The 15,544-nt window shown below is 67.9% G+C and carries 11 protein-coding genes; 4 read left to right on the forward strand and 7 right to left on the reverse strand.

Annotation, left to right across the window (positions count from 1 at the left end):
* The first annotated feature begins 117 nt into the window (after positions 1-117).
* Complete coding sequence (locus tag C4B30_RS02875; RefSeq protein ID WP_027780868.1) at positions 118-1,374, forward strand: oxalate decarboxylase family bicupin; 1,257 nt, start codon at positions 118-120, stop codon at positions 1,372-1,374.
* 93 nt (positions 1,375-1,467) lie between these two features.
* On the forward strand, positions 1,468-2,775 hold the full coding sequence (locus C4B30_RS02880; protein WP_105131664.1) for an Nramp family divalent metal transporter: 1,308 nt from the start codon (positions 1,468-1,470) through the stop codon (positions 2,773-2,775).
* A 54-nt stretch (positions 2,776-2,829) separates the two neighbouring features.
* Here C4B30_RS02880 and C4B30_RS02885 read toward each other — a convergent pair whose 3' ends face one another.
* From C4B30_RS02885 to C4B30_RS02905, 5 genes are all read right to left on the reverse strand, one after another.
* Positions 2,830-4,419 carry an ABC transporter substrate-binding protein gene (locus C4B30_RS02885; protein WP_105131665.1) on the reverse strand — a complete coding sequence of 530 codons (1,590 nt, stop codon included), beginning with the start codon at positions 4,417-4,419 and terminating at the stop codon, positions 2,830-2,832.
* 127 nt (positions 4,420-4,546) lie between these two features.
* The gene (locus C4B30_RS02890; RefSeq protein ID WP_105131666.1) at positions 4,547-4,879 is read right to left on the reverse strand and encodes a sugar ABC transporter ATPase; all 333 of its coding nucleotides are present in this window, start codon (positions 4,877-4,879) and stop codon (positions 4,547-4,549) included.
* A gap of 253 nt (positions 4,880-5,132) precedes the next feature.
* Positions 5,133-5,462 (reverse strand): hypothetical protein, encoded by a 330-nt coding sequence (locus C4B30_RS02895; protein WP_027780864.1) that lies wholly within the window; start codon positions 5,460-5,462, stop codon positions 5,133-5,135.
* 151 nt (positions 5,463-5,613) lie between these two features.
* Complete coding sequence (locus C4B30_RS02900) at positions 5,614-7,173, reverse strand: DHA2 family efflux MFS transporter permease subunit (RefSeq protein ID WP_105131667.1); 1,560 nt, start codon at positions 7,171-7,173, stop codon at positions 5,614-5,616.
* Between the two features lie 416 nt (positions 7,174-7,589).
* Positions 7,590-8,492: a LysR family transcriptional regulator gene (locus C4B30_RS02905; RefSeq protein ID WP_027780862.1), complete on the reverse strand. Its 903-nt coding sequence runs from the start codon at positions 8,490-8,492 to the stop codon at positions 7,590-7,592.
* 146 nt (positions 8,493-8,638) lie between these two features.
* Here C4B30_RS02905 and C4B30_RS02910 point away from each other — a divergent pair, with 146 nt between their 5' ends.
* Entirely contained in the window at positions 8,639-10,669 is a 2,031-nt protein-coding gene (locus tag C4B30_RS02910; protein WP_105131783.1) for an FUSC family protein, read from the forward strand.
* 14 nt (positions 10,670-10,683) lie between these two features.
* Here C4B30_RS02910 and C4B30_RS02915 read toward each other — a convergent pair whose 3' ends face one another.
* Entirely contained in the window at positions 10,684-11,604 is a 921-nt protein-coding gene (locus C4B30_RS02915) for a bestrophin family protein (protein ID WP_105131668.1), read from the reverse strand.
* Between the two features lie 12 nt (positions 11,605-11,616).
* The gene (locus tag C4B30_RS02920; protein WP_105131669.1) at positions 11,617-13,941 is read right to left on the reverse strand and encodes an FdhF/YdeP family oxidoreductase; all 2,325 of its coding nucleotides are present in this window, start codon (positions 13,939-13,941) and stop codon (positions 11,617-11,619) included.
* A 152-nt stretch (positions 13,942-14,093) separates the two neighbouring features.
* Here C4B30_RS02920 and C4B30_RS02930 point away from each other — a divergent pair, with 152 nt between their 5' ends.
* Entirely contained in the window at positions 14,094-15,515 is a 1,422-nt protein-coding gene (locus tag C4B30_RS02930) for an aminotransferase-like domain-containing protein (RefSeq protein ID WP_089501891.1), read from the forward strand.
* Positions 15,516-15,544 lie beyond the last annotated feature (29 nt).

Here is a 15,544-nt window from a genome sequence, read left to right on the forward strand (position 1 = left end):
GTTTTTCGGGGATTTGGATTTAACTTGCGTCACGGGATGTTTGATTTTCGATAATCCGAAAAGCAGTAAATGTTCCGTAATGGAAATTCTCTCTATTGCAGGAATGAAGAGGAAATCATGACGAATCTTTCTCGACGCAAGATGCTGGCGGGTACGGCCGGCGCCATTGCCGCCGCGGGCATCGCGGTATCGGCCAAGGCCGCCTCGTTCGGCAATCCGGACAGCCCGCCGGAAGGCGCGGTGAATGCGCGCAACCGCCAGAGCCTGACCGACCCGGGGCCTAAAAATCCGGCCATCGCCAATCAATTCCCGTCTTTTCAGAATCCACCGGCCACCGATATCAACGGAATGCCGTTATTCTGGGCGTCTTTCAATAATGCCCATAAACGCATTCAGAATGGCGGGTGGGCGCGCGAAGTGACGCAGGACGATTTCGCGATTTCCGAAACCATTTCCGGCGTCAACATGCGGCTGACGCGCGGCGGCATTCGCGAGATGCACTGGCACCAGCAGGCCGAGTGGGCCATCATGCTCGACGGCCGCTGCCGGATCACGGTGCTCGACGAGCTCGGCCGGCCGTCCGTGCAGGACGTCAAAACCGGCGATCTCTGGTATTTCCCGCCCGGCCTGCCGCATTCGCTGCAGGGCCTCGGCCGCGACGGCGCCGAATTCCTGCTCGCGTTCGATAACGGCCGCGCATCGGAATTCAACACGCTGTTGCTGACCGACTGGATCGCGCATACGCCGCCCGACGTGCTCGCGCTCAACTTCGGCGTGCCGGCCGACGCGTTCAGGAACGTGCCCCTCGACAACCTGTGGATCTTCCAGGGCGACGAACCGGGCCCGCTCGCGGACGCGCAGCGCGCGTCGGCCGCGTCGGCCGGTGCGCCGCCGCATCCGTTCGTCTTTTCGCTCGGCGACATGAAGCCGGTCAGGAAGACGCGCGGCGGCGAGGTGCGGATCGCGGACAGCACCAACTTCAACGTGTCGACGACGGTCGCGGCGGCGCTCGTCACCGTGCATCCGGGCGGCATGCGCGAACTGCACTGGCATCCGAACGCCGACGAATGGCAGTACTACCTGCAAGGCGAGGCGCGAATGACGGTGTTCGACACGGGGCCGAAGGCGCAGACGGCCGACTTCCGCGCGGGCGACGTCGGCTATGTGAAGAAGAGCCTCGGTCACTACGTGCAGAACACCGGCCAGACCGACCTCGTGTTCCTCGAAATCTTCAAGACCGACCGCTATGCGGAGGTGTCGTTGTCCGACTGGCTCGCGCATACGCCGCCGAAGCTCGTCGAAGCGCACCTGAACGTCGCGCCGGACGTGATCGCGCAGTTTCCGCGCAATCGTCCCGACGTCGTGCCGCTGTAACGCCGCCATCGTCCTGCCATGGCCGGCACGCGGCAGGCCGGCCGCGGCATGTGCGCCCGAATCAGCCTTCCTCATTCGAACGGAAACTCCACCATGCTTCCCGTCCCGAGCAAACCTGCCGGCGGCTTCGCGCTGCCGGGCCCGTCCGCCGAGCCAGCCGACGGCGCGGCGCGCGCCGCGCTGGAAGGGCGCCGCACCGGCGTCGCCGCGCTGCTGCCGTTCGTCGGCCCGGCCGTGATCGCGTCGATCGGCTACATGGACCCCGGCAACTTCGCGACCAACATCCAGGCCGGCGCCGCGTATGGCTATCGGCTGCTGTGGGTCGTGCTGGCCGCGAACGCGATCGCGATGCTGTTCCAGGCGATGTCGGCGAAGCTCGGCATCGTGACCGGCCGCAATCTCGCCGAGCTGTGCCGCGACCGTTTCCCCGTGCCGGTCGTGTGGGGCATGTGGATCGCGTCGGAGATCGCCGCGATGGCGACCGATCTCGCCGAATTCCTCGGCGGCGCGCTCGCGTTCGGGCTGTTGTGCCACCTGTCGCTGTTCGCGGGGATGATCGCGACCGCGTTCGCGACCTGCGCGATCCTCGCCCTCGAAAAGCGCGGCTTCCGGCCGCTGGAAGCGGCGATCGCGGCGCTGGTCGGCGTGATCGGCGCGTGCTATCTCGGCGAGCTGCTGATCGCGCCGCAGGACTGGCGTGCGGCCGCGTTCCATCTGGTGGTCCCGCAGATTCCCGATCATGCGGCGCTGACGATTGCAGTCGGGATCATCGGCGCGACGATCATGCCGCACACGCTGTATCTGCATTCGGGCCTCACGCAGGATCGCACCGCGCCGCGCGACGACGCGCAGCGGCGGCGGCTCGTGCGTTTCTCGAACCGCGAGGTCGTGGTCGCGCTCGGGCTCGCCGGCTTCGTGAATCTCGCGATGGTGATGATGGCGTCGTCGGCGTTCCACGTGGCCGCGCCGGGCATGACCGACATTGGCGACGCCTATCACACGCTGATCCCCGTGCTCGGGCCGGCGGCCGGCGCGCTGTTTCTCGTCGCGCTGCTGACCTCGGGCGTGTCGAGCTCGGTGGTCGGCACGATGGCCGGGCAGGTCGTGATGCAGGGCTTCATCCACCGCCGCATGTCGATCTGGGTGCGGCGGGCAGTGACGATCGCGCCCGCGTTCGTGGTGGTCGCGCTCGGCTGCGACGTCACGCGGGCGATGGTGGCGAGCCAGGTCGTGCTGAGCTTCGTGCTGCCGATGCCGATGATCGCGCTGGTCATGCTGTCGGCGCGCAGGGATGTGATGGGCGCTTACGCCATGCGGATGCCGCTCACGATCGTCGCCGGCGCGGCGACGATCGTGATCGTCGGGCTGAATGCGTACCTGGTATGGGCGGCGCTCAATTGAACGGGTGCGGGCCGGCCCTTGCTGCTGCATGTCCGGCGCTTCGCGCAGCCGCGATTATTTCGCGAGCGTCCGGTACGACACGAGGTCGTTGATCGGACCGATTTCCGGTCCGGTCGCGCCGGGGCGCGTGGCGACCTGCACGACTTTCTCGAACATGATGATGAACGGCGAGTTCGCGAGCACGGCCTTCTGCAGCGCTTCGTAACGCTGCGCGCGCTTCGCGGGCGACGGCTCGACGAGCGCGGCCTCGGTGTCCTTCGTCAGTTGCGGAATGTTCCAGCTGTTTCGCCACGCGAGCATCTTGGTCGGCGACTGGTCCGAGTTGTCCGGATTCCACGCGAAACCGCGCGCGTTGCTGTTCGGGTCCATGTAGTCGGGCGACCATTCGCCGATGAAGATGTCGTGCTGGCGCGCGCGGTACTTGCCGATCGCCTGCTTCGCGTCGCCGGGGATCAGCTTCACGCGGATGCCGCCCTGCGCGAGGTTCGCCTGCAGCGCCTGGGCGATCTCGAGGTACGGATAGTCGTTCGGCATGTCCATCGTCGCGTCGAAACCGTTCGGCAGGCCGGCCTTCGCGAGCAGCGCCTTCGCCTTCGCGACGTCGAGCTTGTACGGGTTCGTGTTCAGCGTGCCGAGGAAGCCTTCGGGCAGGAAGGTCTGATGCACCTTGTAGGTCGTGCTGACGATGTTGCGCTGGATGCCGTCGTAATCGACGAGCCATTTCATCGCCTGCTGAACCTCGGGCTTCGCGAGGTTCGGGTTCTTCGTGTTCAGGCTCAGGTACAGGAGCGCCGACACCGGCCACGACGCGACCTTGATCTTGCCGGCCTTCGACAGCGCGGCGAGGCTGTCGGGGCTCAGGTTGCGCGCGGCGTCGGCGTCGCCGTTCTCCAGCAGCAGCCGTTGCGCGGACGCTTCGGGCACGTGGCGCAGCACGACGCGCTTCATCGGGTACGGCGTGCGGTATTTGTCGAAGCGCTGCAGCACGATGGTTTCGTTCGGCGTCCACTTGACGAGCTGGTACGGGCCTGAGCCCGCGTCGTTGGTGCGCAGCCAGCCGCTGCCGAAATCGTTGCCTTGCTGGTGCGACAGCAGCAGCTTCTTGTCGAAGACCGAGGCCGGGCACGCGCTCAGCACGTTGAGCACGAAGCTCGGCGCGTACTTGCGGTCGGTTTCGAGCACGACGGTTTGCGGATCGATCACGCGCACCTTCTGCGTCACGTTCGCCTTCGTCAGGCCGAGATCGGCGAGCACGCCGGCCGGCCCCTTGTCGAGCAGGATGGTGCGCTGCAGCGACCACGCGACGTCGTCGGCGGTGACCGGGTTGCCGGAATGGAAGGTGAGGCCCGGGCGGAGCTTGAACGTGTAGGTCACGCCGTCGGCGCCGACCGTCCACGATTGCGCGATCTGTCCGTCGAAGCGCGTCGGGTCCTTCAGGTCGACGCGCACCAGCCGTTCGTAGGTGTTCGCGACGTATTCGGACGGCACCAGCTCGTAGATTCCGCTCGGGTCGAGGGTCGTGAATTCGCCGAGTTGCGTGGCGACGACGAAGATGCCGGGCGGCGTGGCCGCCTGCGCCGGCAGCGCCGGAACAAGCGCGACGAGCGCGGCGCTGACGAACAGCCGGGACAGCAGGTGCTTCATGCGGGCTCCACTGAAAAGGAATCGTGGTGCGATTCTCTCATCGACGGGCACCCGGATGAAAATATTCGGCAGGCGCGCCGGTTGGCGCGTGGCGACGGGCCGGGCGGACGCCCGGCGCGGGAGGGTGTCAGATCGCGCAGCGCGCGACCGCGAAGCGCATCGCTTCCTCGGCCGGCTCGTTGCCCGAGCCGCGCACGACCTTGATCACCGAGCCGTTGCCCGACGGCGTCAGCGTGACGAAGTACGAATTCGAGCCGACGGCGAGGTCGGTCACGCCGTTGTGCTGCGATTGTTCGGTGCCCGACAGGCGGCTGTCGAGGCAGTTCGCGATCGCGTAGGCCGGACGTTGCGACGACACGTAGATCATCGGCGCCGTGCCCGAGCCGGCCGAGTCGGACGACGGAGCGGAACCGCAGGCGGCGAGCAGGGCGGCGGGAAGGAGCAGCAGGAATCGTTTCATGGTCGGTCGTCGGGTGTCTCGTATCGAGGCTGGGGCGCGGAGGGGCGAAACGCGAAGCTTCGCGACGAAACCGCCCGGAATCGGGCCGTTTTTGACGGACGACGATGCAGCAGGCGGCTGACGACGGAGTATACCCGCAGCACTTGACGCCGTTGGCGCGTTGAAACGATTCGATACAACAAGCACCCGCTGCCGCATCGCGGCAGCGGGCGTTCAGCTCGTGGCGAATGGGCGCTTGCCGGTGTTGTCGGTGTTATTGGCCGATCTTGTTGCTGACCGCATTTTCCTGCTGGTTCAGCACGTGCTTTTCGCTCTTCGTGATGTGGCTGTGATCCTGCGCAGCCATGTCCCGCTCTTCCTGGCGGATCTTGCGGTCGTCACGATGCAGGCGGGCGGCCTGCGCGTGCGACATCTCGCCTTCCTTCACTTCGTGATGGATGCGGCGATTCTGGTTGGCGAGACGCTGGTTGACCTCTTCGCGGCGCGGATGCGCGTTCTGCCACGGCGTGTCGGCGAACGCGGTGCCGGTCAGCACCGACATCAGAGCGGCGGCAATCGCGATGTGGCGGGTAAGGGCTCGCATGGTGGTTTCTCCTGTCGTTGCGCGTCCGGATCGTGGGCGCTTGAGGAAAAAACGCGATACGGGCACCGTCTGTTGACGTTTCCGCCTGTATCGATTGCAAGTCTTTATTACGCCTGCCGCGGCGCGGGGCGCGCGCCGCAGCGGGTCCGGATCAATGCGCGCCGGCCGCCGCCGCATCGGCATCGCCGCCGCCCGAGCGCGACGGTTTCGTGATCCAGATGAGCGGGATGATCGCGATGAAGACGATCGCCGACACGTAGAAGATGTCGTTCAAGCCCATCACGGCCGCCTGCGAATCGACCGACGCATTGAAGAACGCGAGCGCCGAATCGGGGCTCAGGTGCAGCAGCGAACGGCTCGTGTCGAGCTGCTGCGTGAAGACCGGATTGGTGACGCTCGCCTGTTCGGTGAGCCGCACGTGGTGCAGGATCGTGCGGTCGTTCCACGCATTGCCGATCAGCGACGTCCCCACCGCGCCGCAGAACGTGCGGCCGAAATTCGACAGGCCGGCCGCGGCCGGAATCTTTTCCGGCGGCAAGCCCGACAGGATGATCGCCGTCAGCGGCACGAAGAACATCGCCATCGGAATGCCTTGCAGCAGCGTCGGCAGTACGAGATCCCAGCGCGACACGTCGGTGTAGAACGTCGTGCGCATCATGAACACGACCGCGAAGCCCACGAATGCGAGCGTCGCGAGATAGCGCGGATCGGTGCGCGGCAGCAGGCGGCCCATGATCGGCGTGAGCAGGATCGCGAACAGCCCGAGCGGTGCGGTGGCGAGCCCCGAATCGACCGCGCGGTAGCCGAGATAGCCCTGCATCCATTGCGGCAGCAGCACGAGCGTGCCGAAGAACATCCCGTACGCGACGGAGATCGCGATCGTGCCGCCCGCGAAGTTGCGCTGCGTGAAGAGCCGCAGGTCGACGATCGGGTTGGCCTCGTGCAGCTCCCACACGAGAAAGAACGCGAAACCGATCAGCGCGACGATGCCCAGTGCAACGACCACGGGCGAGTTGAACCAGTCGAGATCCTTGCCCTTGTCGAGCATGATCTGCAGCGACGCGACCCACAGCACGAGCAGAAGCAGGCCGACCGTATCGATCGGCAGGCGGCGCGTGGCCGATTCGCGATCGCGGAACACGAACCACGTGACGGCCGCCGCGAAGAAGCCGACCGGAATGTTGATGTAGAAGATCCACGACCAGTTGTAGTCGTACGTGATCCAGCCGCCGAGCGACGGCCCGGCGATCGGCCCGACGAGCGCCGTCATCGACCACAGCGCGAGCGCCGTCGACGACTTCTGCCGCGGCCACGCGCCGAGCAGCAGCGCCTGCGACAGCGGCGCGAGCGGCCCCGCGACCGCCCCCTGCAGAATCCGCGCGGCCAGCAGCGTCGGCAGGTTCGGTGCGATCCCGCACAGCCACGACGCGAACACGAACAGCAGGATCGCCGTGACGAACAGGCGTACCTGGCCGAAGCGTTGCGTGAGCCAGCCGGTCAGCGGAATCGACACCGCGTTCGCCGCCGCGAAGATCGTGATCACCCACGTGCCTTCGTCGACCGACACGCCGAGGTCGCCCGAGATCGTCGGGATCGCGACGTTCGCGATCGACGAATCGAGCACGTTCATGAACATGGCGAGCGATACCGCGATCGTGCCGATCGCGAGCTTGCCGCCCGACAGCGGCGCCTGGGGTGACGGAGATGACATGGTGTTCCTGCGTGATGAAGGGGGCGTGCGGGGCGCAAGCGCCGGCGGCCGCGCGCACGCGCGCGACGCCTGCGCGGGCGAGCCGCGAAGCGGACGGACACGCACCGCGCGTGGGCGGCGCCGCAAACGAGCGGCCGCTCGCGCGCCGCGTGCGGTTCAGGCGTTCAATCGGATCGGCGAAGCCGTGACGGGCTTCGGCAAGCAGGCAGGCCGGTCAGGAGGGCGCGACGCGCGTGACGCGTCGGCGGGCAGCGTTCGCGTGGCTGCCGTAGCGTGTGTGGTGGTTTTTCATCGCCACAGGCTAACGATGCGGCGAACGGCGATCAACGCTTGCGCGCTCATTAATTCCTTTCCTGCGCCGCAACAATGCAGCCGACGTGCATCGATTGCAGGTCGTGCGGCGGTGTTTACATTGGCTAGGGCGCGGTCCGCCACGCAGTGAAGATTTCCGTCAGGAACTCGACGAATGCGCGTACCTTGCTGTCGAGCGTCGCGCGCTTCGGGTAGAGCGCGTGCAGCTCGACGTCGTCGGTGCGATGCCAGTCGGGCAGCACGATTTCGAGTTCGTTGCTCTCGAGCCGCCGTGTGGTGAAGTGGGTCGAAATCAGCGCGATGCCGCCGCCGCTCGCGGCCTGGCGCAGCACCGTGACCGATTCGTTCGAGATCAGCACGGGCCGCACCGGCACGTCGGCGACGTCGCCGGCCGCGTTGGTGAGGCGCAACGTCAGGCCGGGCGTGTCGCGGCCGACAAACAGGATGTCGTGATCGGCGAGATCCTGCGGCGTGTGCGGCCGGCCCGCGCGGTCGAGATAGCGCGGGCTGGCCGCGAACTTCGCGTGCGACCAGCCGAGCGAGCGCGCGACATAGCCGGAATCGGTCAGCACGCCGGTGCGCAGCGCGACGTCGAAGCCGTGTTCGACGAGGTCGAGCGCGCTGTTGTCGTAGATCAGCACGAGCTGGACCAGCGGGTAGCGCCGGCGAAACTCGGCGAGCGCCGGTTCCAGTTCGAACAGGCCGATCGCGTAAGGCACCAGCACGCGCAGCGTGCCTTCGGGTTCCGTGCGCAGCGCGCGCACCTGACGGTCCGCGTCGAGCAGAATCTCCTCGGCGCGCAGGCAACGTTCGTAGTAGTCGCGCCCGGCTTCGGTGACGGACACGCGACGCGTCGTGCGGTACAGCAACTGGACGCCGAGGTCGTCCTCGAGCTGCCTGATCTTGCGGCTCACGCGGCTGAGCGGCATGTCGATTTGCGTGGCGGCGGCAGTGAAGCTGCCGCGTTCCACCACACGCAAGAATATCCGGATGCTCTCGAGGTCCATGCGATTCGTTTCAGTGGTCGGCATGCGCGCATCTTACCGTCGCGGGCCGGATCGCCGCGGGTCGAGCCGATTATCCCGCCCGGCGCAATAACGCATCCCGCCGCTGCCCCGTAGTGGCGGCCGGCACGCGACCGTATGCTCGCCGGATGAAATTCGCATTCCCCAGCATGCCGCCGCTCGCGGCCGTCCGGGCCGCGCTGCGCGACGCATGCCCGACGTTGCCGCCCGGCGCGCTTGCATTCGCACTCCGCAATACCGCCGCGTCGCTGCTGGCGCTCTATATCGCGTTCCGGATGAATCTCGACGATCCGATGTGGGCTGCCTCGACCGTATGGATCGTCGCGCAGGGCAGCCGCGGGATGGGGCTGTCGAAGAGTCAGTACCGGATTCTCGGTACCGCGATCGGTGCGGCCGTCGCGCTCGCGCTGACCGGCGCGTTCGCGCAGACGCCCCAATTGTTCCTGCCCGCGCTCGCCGCCTGGATCGGCCTGTGCGCGGGTATCGCGACGTTCCAGCGGAATTTTCGCGCGTATGCGGCGGTGCTCGCCGGTTATACGGCCGCGATCATCGCGATGGACGCGGTATCGGCGCCGCTGCATGCGTTCGACATCGCGGTCGCGCGGTTCCTGTACGTGGTGGTCGGCATCCTGTGCGGCGCGCTGTTCGAAACGGTCTTCGCGCCGGGCGCGCCGCTGAAGGAGGTCCGGATGCGGCTCGCGCGCTATCTCGACCGTGCGGTGGCGGTCGGCGCGAGCGCGCTGCGCCGCGAGCCGAACGGCGCGGCCGTGCACCGCCTGTTCGCGGATGCGCTCGAACTCGATACCGCGGCAGAATATGCGGCGGCCGGCGCACCGCCGGTGCGCAACGCGATCGGCCATTTGCGCGCGGCGGCGCTCGGCGTGCTGGCTGCGCAGGCGGCAGGGCAGGCGATCCGGGAGCACGCGGCGCGCGCGCACGATGCGCCGGAGCCGCTGGTCGACGAGGTCGCGCACGTGCTCGAAGGGATCGCTGCATCGGGCGACGCGGGGCACCGGATGGCCGCGCTGCGCGCACGCGTGGACGACGCGCTGCGCGCCGAGGCCGTCGCGCCCGCCGCCCCGGACACGTCGCGCCTGCTCACGCTCGACCGGCTGTCGGCGTTGCTCGGCGGGTTCGACCGCGCATTCGCGAGCCAGGCATTGCTCGACCGGCCGGTGCCGCCGCCTGCACGCGTGCGCTACGCGTTCCACCGCGATCCGGTGCTCGCGTGTCACAACGGCATCCGCGCGTTCATCGCGGTGCTGGCCGCGTCGGCGATCTGGGTCTTCACCGCGTGGCCGGCGGGCGGCGGATTCGTCGCGATCACGGCCGTGGTGAGCGCCCTGTTCTCCACACGCCCGAATTCGGTGCGTGCGATCGTCGGTTTCATGAAAGGCACGGCATGCGCGGCGGTCGCGGGTGCCGTCTGCAACTTCATCCTGCTGCCGGCGGTGTCGGGCTTCGAGATGCTCGCGTACATCCTCGGCGTGTTCCTGATCGGCACCGGCCTCGCGATGCGCCATCCGCGCACGGCCGCGATGGGCAGCGCGTTCTCGATCTTCTTCTGGAATTTCACGTCGCCGGACAACACGACCCGCATCGGCGATGCCGCGTTCCTGAATAGCGCGCTCGCGACGCTGCTCGGCATCGCGTTCGGCGCGTTGGTATTCGCGCTGGTGTTCCCCGGCGATCCGGGCACGAGCCGGCGACGCCTGCATCGCGCGGTGCGCCGCGATCTGGCGGGGATCGCGCGCGATCCGCGGGCGTGGTCCGCGAGTGCGTGGCTGAGCCGCACGGCCGATCGTCTCGCGCGCGAGCTCGGTTTCGCGGGCGGCCTGCCGCGGACATTGATCGAGCGCGACATGCGCGACCTGCTCGCGATCTGGGGACTCGGCGACAGCTTGCTGTCGCTCGCCGAACTGGCCGCGCGCGAACCGGCCGTGCGTCGCGCGGCGGCGGCGGTGCGCGGGCGCGTCGCACGGGCGGATTTCGCGCGGCTCGAGCAGACCTGCGACGCCGCGGCCGGCCTGTTGCGGCGACGCGTGGCCGCGCGCGCCGGCGACGACGCGCATGCGTTGCTGAACGGCGTGGTCCTGCTGCGACGGATCGCGGATGCGGCCGCCGAGCATCGCGATTTCCTGCGCGGCCGCCGCGATTGAGCGGGGATGGCCGGTCAGGTGAGGCGGTAGGACGGGCCGGGCGTCACCTCGGCCGGCAGCGGTTCGCGGTTCAGTTCGAGCAGCGTGCGCTCGATCTGCCGCGTCATCGCATCGAGTGCGAGATGGTTCGGCCCGTTGCCGAACGGTTCGGCGATCGCATGCGCGATCGCGTCGAGCGCGATCAGCGTATAGGCCACGAAAACTGTTACAAAAGGTGTCGCCGCGCCGATCGAATCGACGAGGCCGAACGGCAACAACACGCAATACGCATAGATGGTCCGGTGCAGCAGCACGTCGTATGAAAACGGAATCGGCGTCGATGCGATGCGCTCGCAGCCGCTCACCATCGCGACGAGATCGTCGAGGCGCGCATCGAGCATCCACAGGCGCGTGTCGGCGAGACGGCCGGCATCGGCGCGCGCGGCGAACGCTTCGCGAAGCGCGTGCACGATGACGACCGGGCGATACCGGGAAGCGGCGACGCGCGCAAGGGTGGCGCCGTCGAGCCGCGCGCGCAGGTCCGCGGCGGGATCGGTGCCGCGCAGTTGATGCTTTAGCGTGTAGACGAACGCGACGACCGTGCGGACGAACGCGCGGCGCGATGCGTCGTCACGGTCGACCGCGCCGTAGCAGAGCGCCTGCGACACCAGCGTGCGCGTGGCGGTCAGCACGCCGCCCCACAGCTGCCGGCCTTCGCGATAGCGTTCGTAGCTGGCGTTGTTGCGAAACCCCGCGAAGATGGCGAGCGTCAGGCCGATCAGCGTGAACGGCGTCGGGTTCAACGGCACCTTTTCGCCGAGCACGCGGCCGCCGCCCCACACCGCGACGAGGCTGATCGCGAGCGTCAGGACGAGCTGCGGCAGGATGGTCGGCAGCACCGAGCCGTTCCAGACGAGCAGCATCCGCAGCCAGTGCTCGCGCGGCCGAACGATCATCGTCGGGCTCCGTCAGGCGGCGGTCGATGCCGGCGCGGCCGCGCGATGCAGCAACACGGGAATCGACTTCGAGGTCGGCGTGTTGCACACGTCGCCGACGCTGTCGAGCGGCACGAGCGGGTTGGTTTCCGGGTAGTACGCGCCGATGCAGCCGCGCGGGATGTCGTATTCGACCAGCAGGAAGCCGTCCGCGCGCCGCTCGATGCCGTCGTGCCACACGGTTTCCATGTCGACCCATTCGCCGGCCTGCAGGCCGAGCATCGCGAGATCGTCGCGGTTGACGAACACCACGCGGCGCTGGCCGAACACGCCGCGATAGCGGTCGTCGAGCCCGTAGACGGTCGTGTTGTACTGATCGTGCGAGCGCGTCGTCATCAGCGTCATCAGCCGGGCGCCGTGCAGCGCGCGGGCGCGCTGGATCGGCGTGTCGGTCGGCAGTGCGTGCGCGATGAAGTTGGCCTTGCCCGTCGGCGTGAGCCATTCGCGGTCGCGCGACGCGACGCGTAGGTGGAAGCCGCCGGGCCGTGCGATGCGCGCGTTGTAGTCGTGGAAGCCGTCGAGCGTGGCCTCGATCGCGTCGCGGATCTTCGCGTAGTCGTCCTTGTACGCGAGCCAGTCGATCGTGCCGCTGCCGAACAGCGCGTGGCCCATGTGCGCGACGATCGCCGGTTCCGACATCAGGTTCGGCGACGCCGGCTTGTTCATCCCGTACGACACGTGGACCATGCTCATCGAATCCTCGACCGTCACGCCTTGCGCGACGTTGTCCTGCAGGTCGATCTCGGTGCGGCCGAGCGTCGGCAGGATCAGCGCGTCGCGGCCGTGGATCAGGTGGCTGCGGTTCAGCTTCGTCGTGATGTGCACGGAGAGTTCGCAGCGCCGCATGCCTTCCCACGTGCGCGGCGTGTCGGGCGTCGCCATCGCGAAGTTGCCGCCGAGGCCGATCAGCACCTTCACGTGGCCTTCGAGCATCCCTTCGATCGTCTCGACGACGTCGTAGCCGTGATCGCGCGGCGGTTCGAAATCGAACACGTGGCCGAGCCGGTCGAGGAATGCCTGCGACGGCTTTTCCTCGATGCCGACCGTGCGGTTGCCCTGCACGTTCGAATGGCCGCGCACCGGGCACAGGCCGGCGCCGGGCCGGCCGATGTTGCCGCGCATCAGCATCAGGTTCGTCAGCATCTGCACGGTGGCGACCGAATGCTTGTGCTGCGTGATGCCCATGCCCCACGTCGCGATCACGCGTTCGCTGCGTGCATAGCGTTGCGCGAGCGCGTCGATCTGCTCGTACGGCACGCCGCTTTCGGCCGTCAGCGCGGACCAGCTTTCGGCGCGCAGATCGTCGGCGAATGCGTCGAAACCGGCCGTGTGCTCGCCGATGAACGCGGTGTCGATGACGCGTGACGCACCGGCGGCGCGCGCGGCGTCGTCGAGTTCGAGCACGCGCTTGGCCATCCCCTTGATCAGCGCGAAGTCGCCGCCGATGGTCGGCTGGATGAACGTCGATGCGATCTTCGTGCCCGACATCGTCAGCATCTCGAGCGGGCTTTGCGGATCGGCGAAGCGTTCGAGGCCGCGCTCCTTCAGCGGGTTGATCGACACGATCGTCGCGCCGCGCTTCGCGCACTCGCGCAGCTCGCCCATCATCCGCGGATGGTTGGTCGCGGGGTTCTGGCCGAAGATCAGCAACGTGTCCGCATGCTCGAAATCGTCGAGCGTGACCGTGCCCTTGCCGACGCCGACCGACGCCGGCAGCCCGCGGCTCGTCGCCTCGTGGCACATGTTCGAGCAATCGGGGAAGTTGTTGGTGCCGTACCGCCGCACGAACAGCTGGTACAGGAACGCGGCCTCGTTGCTGGCGCGGCCGGACGTGTAGAACGCGGCCTGGTTCGGGTCCGGCAGCGCGCGCAGGTGGCGCGCGATCAGCTCGAACGCGTCGTCCCATGCGATCGGCACGTAGCGGTCGATCTGCGCGTCGTACACCATCGGGTCGGTGAGCCGCCCGTGCTGTTCGAGCTCGAAATCCGACTGTTCGAGCAGTTCGGTCACCGTGTGCGCGGCGAAGAATTCGGGCGTCACGCGCTTGCTCGTCGCTTCCGCGGCCACGGCCTTCACGCCGTTCTCGCAGAATTCGAACGTCGATGCGTGCTGTCGGTCGGGCCACGCACAGCCCGGGCAGTCGAAGCCGTCCGGCTGGTTCTGGCGCAGCAGCGTGCGGTAGTTGCCGCCGGCGACCTTTTCCTTGATCAGGTTGATCGTGACGGCTTTCAGCGCGCCCCAGCCGGCGGCCGGGTGGGTGTACGGTTCGATGCGCGCGGTGGCGGATTTCTTTTTCATGATGCGGGTGTCGGGGTCGATGCGTGCAGAGTACGCGCGGCGCCTGTCCCGCTGTGTGTACACCTTTTCACTTCAAAAAAGAGTACAGTTTCGGCCATTCATACGGTGCGGATCGCAACTGTGTTGCCGAAGGGAAGTTGAAAGGGAGGCGCGTGAAGCGTTACGAACAACTGGCCGACGATCTCCAGGCGCAGATCGAGCGAGGCGTGTACCGGCCCGGCGAGCGGATTCCGTCGGTGCGGCAGGCGAGCCGGCAGCAGCAGCTCAGCGTCACGACCGTGCTGCGCGCGTACCTCGTGCTGGAAAGCCGCGGCCTGATCGAAAGCCGGCCGCAGTCGGGCTACTTCGTGCGGGCGCGCGCGGCGGCGCCGGCCGGAGCCGAGCTGCATGTCTCCGCGCCGGCCGCCGAGCCGTCGGCCGTGGACGTGAGCCGGCTCGTGCTGTCGACGCTGCGCTCGATCGCGCGCGACGACGCGGTGCCGCTCGGCTCGCCGTATCCCGACGCGTCGCAGTTCCCGGTGCAGCGCATCGCGCGCTATGCGCAGGCGATCGGGCGGCGGCGCACGCGCTGGGGCGTGATCGACGACCTGCCGCCCGGCAATCAGGAGCTGATCCGCCAGATCGCGCGGCGCTATGCGGAGCGCGGGGTCGCGGTCGAGCCGGGCGAGATCGTGATGACGATCGGCGCGACCGAGGCGATCAACCTGTGCCTGCAGGCGGTCGCGAAGCCGGGCGACACGATCGCGGTGGAGTCGCCGACGTTCTACGCAATGCTGCACGCGATCGAGCGGATGGGCATGCGCGCGCTGGAAGTCGCGACGCACCCGGGCGACGGCATCGATCTCGACGCGCTCGAGCGGGTCCTCGCGCGCGAGCGCATCGCCGCGTGCATGGTGATGCCGAATTTCCAGAACCCGCTCGGCTTCCAGATGCCCGATGCGCGCAAGCGCGCGCTGGTCGAACTGCTCGCGAAGCACGGCGTGCCGGCGATCGAGAGCGACGTCTATCACGAGCTGCACTTCGGCGACACGGCGCCGAGCGCGCTGAAGTCGTTCGATCGCGACGGGCTGGTGCTGCATTGCGCGTCGTTCACGAAGAGCCTGTCGCCGCGCTACCGGATCGGCTGGGCGATGCCGGGCCGTTATCGCGACCAGGTCGAGAAGCTGAAATTCCTGAATACGCTCGCGACGCCCGCGATCGAGCAACTCGCGATCGCCGAGTACCTGAAATACGACGGCTACGATTTTCACCTGCGGCGCATGCGCAAGCAGTATGCGCAGCAGGCGAGCCTGATGAGTGCGATGGTGCGGCGTTTCTTCCCGGAAGGCACGCGGCTGTCGCAGCCGCAGGGCGGGTATGTGCTGTGGGTCGAGCTGCCGCCGCAGGTCGATGCGATGAAGCTGTATACGCTGGCGCTCGCGCAGCGGATCACGGTCGGGCCCGGACACATGTTCTCGGCCGGCTCCGATTACCGGCATTTCATCCGGCTCAACTACAGCTACCCGTGGTCGCGGCAGATCGAGGACGCGCTGAAGGTGCTGGGGCGGCTCGCGTCGGAGTGCGCGGCGCGGTGAGCGCCGCCGCGCGACGGCAGGGCAGGCGG

The sequence above is a fragment of the Burkholderia sp. BE12 genome (genome assembly GCF_002959955.1).
Classification (GTDB): Bacteria; Pseudomonadota; Gammaproteobacteria; order Burkholderiales; family Burkholderiaceae; genus Burkholderia.